The 5,622-nt window shown below is 64.4% G+C and carries 5 protein-coding genes; 3 read left to right on the top strand and 2 right to left on the bottom strand.

The window, feature by feature from the left end:
- A partial coding sequence (locus VGQ44_12750; GenBank protein HEV8447690.1) for a hypothetical protein occupies positions 1 to 349 on the bottom strand: 349 nt, incomplete at its 3' end.
- Between the two features lie 12 nt (positions 350 to 361).
- A complete protein-coding gene (locus VGQ44_12745) occupies positions 362 to 2,836 on the bottom strand; it encodes a protein kinase (GenBank protein HEV8447689.1) in 2,475 nt (824 codons plus the stop codon).
- A 171-nt stretch (positions 2,837 to 3,007) separates the two neighbouring features.
- Between VGQ44_12745 and VGQ44_12740 the strand changes: the two genes are divergently transcribed.
- From VGQ44_12740 to sufB, 3 genes are all read left to right on the top strand, one after another.
- Positions 3,008 to 3,214: a hypothetical protein gene (locus tag VGQ44_12740; protein ID HEV8447688.1), complete on the top strand. Its 207-nt coding sequence runs from the start codon at positions 3,008 to 3,010 to the stop codon at positions 3,212 to 3,214.
- 352 nt (positions 3,215 to 3,566) lie between these two features.
- Positions 3,567 to 4,529 carry a xanthine dehydrogenase family protein subunit M gene (locus tag VGQ44_12735; GenBank protein ID HEV8447687.1) on the top strand — a complete coding sequence of 321 codons (963 nt, stop codon included), beginning with the start codon at positions 3,567 to 3,569 and terminating at the stop codon, positions 4,527 to 4,529.
- Positions 4,530 to 4,797: 268 nt separating this feature from the next.
- On the top strand, positions 4,798 to 5,622 hold an 825-nt coding region (gene sufB / locus VGQ44_12730; GenBank protein HEV8447686.1), incomplete at its 3' end, for a Fe-S cluster assembly protein SufB.

Below are 5,622 nucleotides of genomic sequence, written 5' to 3'. Positions count from 1 at the left end.
CGTCGGCTGAGAGAATCGGGGTGCCGCGCGGCGCGAGGATGTCGATGGCGCGATGCACGCGTCCACCGTCACGCGGCTCGCTGAACGAATCGTCGACTTTGGACATGTCCGCGCCGGCGACGGGCAGCGCGATCTGTCGCGTGCGCAAATACTCGTCGCTGGCTGATGCCACGATGGGAGATGCTTCGGCCACTGCACCGGCTGTCGGCGTCGGCGCAGTCTCCGGCGTCGGGTAGTAGAGCACCGGGCGAGCGCATGCCGTCGCGACGCTCGCGACAATCCCGATCACGCTGACCAAGCGACTCGTGTTCATTACCATGATGACGACTCGACCTGTGGGACGTTCCACCGTTCCACCGACCTACGGCGCGCTCCGCTGTGCCAATTTGGGATCGAGACCCGTGCCGCGGACGATGGCGATGAATCGCGGGTCGCCGCGCAGCGGGTCGAAGAAATTCTCCGCCAGCGATTCACTCGAGAAGAACGCGTCGTGATCGGCCACGGCACGCTCGAGCAACGACATGGCGCGCGGGTTATCACCAAGAGCGATGTAGATGCGCGCCGCTCCTGCCCCGGCGCCGCTCACGCGATGTCCGGCGTCCGCCTCGAGACCCTTGGCCAATGCCAGTGCGCGCTGCTTGTTACCAGATTTGGCATACGCATATCCCAACAGGCTGAGCGCGTGAACCGATGTCGTATCGAGCCGGGCCGCGGCCTCGAGCTCGCGAATGGCCTCGGGGAAGCGGCCGAATTCGGCGTACACGCCACCGAGCATGAAACGGGCGACGACGAACGTCGAGTCGAGCTCGACGGCGCGTCGACCAGCGGCGATCGCGGCGTCGGCCGATTGCGCGACAGCGAGGGCCAGTCCGTAGGACGCGAACGCGATTGGCGAGAGCGGATCGAGCTCAGTGGCTCGTTTCAGCTGCGCGACCGATTCTGACGTTCGGTTGTTGAGAAGCAACATCTCGCCATACCACTGACGCGCCGCCTCATAGCTGGGGTCAAGCTTCAGCGCGCGCTGATAGTCGCGCTCGGCCTCGGCCCAGCGCCAGCTCGCCTGGAGGAGCGTGGCGCGCGACGCAAAGGCGTCGGGCAGCGTGCTGTCGAGCGACACAGCACGATTGATCGCGGCGAGCGCGAGCGGCTGAACCGAGTCGGCGCGAACGTGCGCGTACAGCGGCAGAAGGGCATAGGCACTGCCGATGCCGGCGTATGCTCGGGCGAACGTCGAGTCTCTCTTTGTTGCTTGCTCGAAGTAGTCGAGCGCGCGGCGCAAGCTCTTCTCGCCACGCTTGTCGAAGAAGTACCGGCCGCGGAGGTAGAGATCGTAGGCCTGCAGGTCGGCGGTGCCGTGATCGTTCACGCCGGCGATCTTGGCGGCCGCCGCCGGCGTTGCCGCGGTTGGCGGTGTGCCGGACAGCTCCGGCGAAATCGCGGCGACGATCGCGTTCGAGATGTCGTCTTGAACCTTGAACACGTCCTTCGATTCGCGCTCGAACATGTCCGACCACACAGTGAATCCGTCGGCGGTATTCACCAGCCGCGCGGTCACGCGCATCCGACCACCTTCACGCTGCACCGTTCCGACCAACACCATGTTGGCGTTGAGCGCCTTCGCCAGCTCGATCGGGCTTGCGGCCTGGGCACGGGCGGCACTCTCGGTTCCCGACGCAACACGGAGTCCGGGGATTCGGCTCAACGCATTCGTCACCTCGGCGGTCATCCCCGCGGCAAAGTACGCGTCGCTCGTGTCGCGGCTGATGTTGACGAGCGGCATCACGGCGATGGACTTGGTCGCGGTTATCGCGACGGCCGGTGCCGGCGTCGAGGTGGTCGACGCCGAGTGTCGGTTGGAGAACCACGCGCCACCGGCGGCGACGGACGCGAGGATGCCTGCCCCGGCGAGCGCCCACAACACAGGCTTGGGTCGCGCCGATTTCGGCGCCGGCATGGAGAGGAACGTTCCGCTCACGACCGCCGGATCCTCGAGCGCGCGCGCGACCTCGGATGCGTTCTTCGGCCGGTTCGCCGGCTCCTTCTCGAGCAGGCGCATGATGAGCGAGGCGAGCGCTTCCGGCACGTCGTAGCGGCGCGAGGCAATCGGCGGCGGCGCCTCGGTGAGCTGCGCGGCGAGGAGTTGCTGCGGCGCGCGTCCATGGAACGGCGGCGTGCCGATCAGCATCTCGTAGCCGACGATGCCGAGCGCGTACAGGTCGGCGCGATGATCGGTGTTCGGATCTCCCGCGGCTTGCTCGGGCGCCATGTACGCCGGTGTGCCGATCGACGTACCGACGAGCGTGATGGTGCCGGTCCGCGTACTTGTCGGCGCCTTCCCTTCGCGCGACGCCGAGAGTGCTTTGGCGACGCCAAAGTCGGTGACCGTTGCTGAGCCGGACGAGAGCAGGATGTTGTCCGGCTTGATGTCGCGGTGGATGATGCCGCGACTGTGCGCGTACACGAGCGCGCGCGCGACGTCCTTGAGAATGCTGACTGCTTCGCGCACGGACAGTGGTCCGCGCGAGAGCCGCGCGCGCAGCGATTCGCCTTCGACGAACGGCATGATGAAGAACGGCAATCCGTCGGTCTCGCCCGCGCTCAGTACCGGCACGATGTGCGGATGCTGGAGCGCCGCCGACAACATGATCTCTCGCTTGAATCGGTCGACCGAGACGGTGGCGGCGAGCTCGTACGGCAAGACCTTCACGACGACTGTTCGTCCGAGCGAGTTATCGCGTGCGACGAACACCGACGACATCCCGCCGCCACCGAGCTCCCGCTCGATGGTGTAGAGGGTTCCTAGTGTACGCTGGAGCTCGTCTCGAAGGACCGTCACGTCGAATACATGGAAGCCGCGGAATGCACCAAATTACGCCCCACTCACAACTTGAGACAGCACGAGGTCCGAGAAAGGTTCTTCGTGTCCCGAAGTTTTACTGAATCCGGACGCGCGCAGTACCGGCTTCTACCCTTTTGCGCGCGTTCCGATCTCAATTACATTCAGCCCATGTCTGACCACATCGATCGCTACGTTCCCGCCGAAACCAATGGTGGTTGGGGTGTTGCCGCCGGCGTCATCCTGTTCACGGTTCTTTGCATTGCCACGGTGACATACATCCATAAGCAAACGTACCGGCATCCGACGGACGTGACGTGGCATGGCAAGGGGTCGGGCGATGCTAGTCCGCCGAGTGCTAGAGAGGCGGGGCGCTGACGTCGTTGGCACGAGAGAGGCGCGGGACCTTCGGGTCCCGTTTTTTTTGAACAGCAGCCGCGGAATCCGCGGAATCTGCGGAAACAGCCACGGAATGGCTCGAGTGTCGGAACGGCTCCGCGCGCAACGAGCCGAGATTCTCTGAGGGACTGCCGCTCGGGAGGCGTCGAGTAGCGTCCCGAGCGGCAGCCCCCAAAAAAAATTTGTCCGGGCTCGTTGCGCATGCTGCCCTCTCGGCGCGTTAGACCATTCCGTGCTGTTTCTGCAGATTCCGCGGATTCCGCGGCTGCTGTTGCTAATGACCTTCCATGGTACTCGCGGATTGGGACGGGCAGACCTTTCTTTAGCCCTCGTGACACACCCCTTCTCGTATCAGCGCGCGACGTCCGTCGATGACGCGGCGCGGCGACTCAACCAACCCGGCGCGACGCCGCTCGGCGGCGGAACAGATCTCCTCGTCGCAATCGCGGAGGAGATCACTCGTCCCGATGTGCTCGTCGATCTGCGACGTATTCCCGAAAGTGTCGGAGTGCGCGCGCTCGACAACGGTGACCTTTGGATCGGCGCGTCGACCCGCGTCGCCGAGCTCGCCGCCGACGCGCAGATTCGCGAGCGTTTCTCGGTGCTCGCGCAAGCGTGCGACGTCGTCGCAACTCCCGCGCTGCGCAACATGGGGACGATCGGCGGGAATCTCTGCCAGCGGCCGCGATGCTGGTATTTCCGGCGCGGCATCTCGTGTCTCAAGAACGGCGGAACGTCGTGCCCAGCGGTCGACGGCGAGAATCAATACCTGGCAATTCTCGAGAATGGGCCGTGTCACATCGTGCATCCGTCCGATCCAGCCGTCGCGCTCACGGCGCTGGATGCGGTCATCGAGATCGCGTCGATCGGTGGCCGACGCCGGGTGCCGATTAGTGAATTCTACACGCTGCCGTCCGAGCGACTCGACCAGGAGACAGTGCTTGCGCCAGGCGAATTCGTCGCGGCGATCGTGTTGCCGGCGGCGTCGGCGAGAGGCGTCCAGCACTACCAGAAGTTGATGCAGCGCGACGCGTGGGATTTCGCGCTCGTGAGCATCGCGGGGTGCAAACGGCCGAACGGCGACGTGCGCATCGTCCTCGGCGGCGTGTCACCGCGGCCGTGGCGCGTGAACACATCGATCGAGGAGGACGTCGCCTCGGGCGGCCTCGACGAAGACACGATCGCCACGCTGGCCGACCGCGCACTGTACGACGCGAGGCCTCTTTCGAAGAACGGCTACAAGGTCGAGCTCGCGGCATCGTTGCTGCGCGAAACGCTCGCTCTGCTGGCTTAACCGCTGCCAGTCCGGGGTGAGACGTAGGCCGGATTGTGGGCTGCGGACGTCGCCCCCTAGCCCCGACGACCTAAAGCCGACTAATTTTATCTGCTTAGCTGAATTCGCCTGAATTTGCGGCGAGACTCGCCACCTGAGCGAAGCCGACGAGTCCGCAAACGATTCACCGAAAACGAGTTGCGCTACGCGATCCGGGAACGAGCTTCGCCTCTCGGATTCGCCGCCCAAGCGACGGCGCGCACGCTGGTCCAACACGTTGGAGTACCGAATGAGCAGTTCGATCGAGAGCCTGATTAGCCGAGAGTATCAGCACGGATTCGTGACCGACATCGAGTCGGACACGCTGCCAGCCGGGCTGAGCGAGGACGTCGTTCGCGCGATCTCGGCGAAAAAGAACGAGCCCGCTTTCATGGTCGAGTGGCGGCTCAAGGCGTATCGCCGCTGGCTGTCGATGAAAGAGCCGCATTGGCCGAACGTCCATTACGGCCCGATCGACTATCAAGCGACGAGCTACTACTCCGCGCCCAAGACGAAGAAGCCGCTCGGCAGCATCGATGAAGTCGATCCGGAGTTGCTCAAGACCTACGAGAAGCTCGGCATTCCGCTGTACGAGCAGAAGATGCTCGCCGGCGTGGCGGTCGACGCGATCTTCGACTCGGTGTCGGTCGGAACGACGATGCGCTCGGAGCTGGCCAAGCACGGCATCATCTTCTGCTCGTTCGGCGAAGCGTTGCGCGAACATCCGGACCTGGTCGAGAAATACCTCGGCTCCGTCGTGCCGTACAGCGACAACTTCTTCGCCGCGCTGAACAGTGCGGTGTTCTCCGACGGCTCGTTCGTGTACGTCCCCAAGGACGTGCGCTGCCCGATCGAGCTCTCGACGTATTTCCGTATCAACTCGGCCGACACCGGCCAGTTTGAGAGAACTCTCATCGTGGCCGACGAGGGCGCATACGTCAGCTATCTCGAGGGATGCACGGCACCCAAGCGGAGCACCAATCAGCTGCACGCGGCGGTGGTCGAGCTGGTCGCACTCAAGGGGGCGACGATCAAATACTCGACCGTGCAGAACTGGTACGCAGGTGACAAGGAA

It is taken from the genome of Gemmatimonadaceae bacterium (assembly GCA_036003045.1).
Classification (GTDB): domain Bacteria; phylum Gemmatimonadota; class Gemmatimonadetes; order Gemmatimonadales; family Gemmatimonadaceae; genus JAQBQB01.
This window is presented reverse-complemented; position numbering and strand designations above follow the sequence as displayed.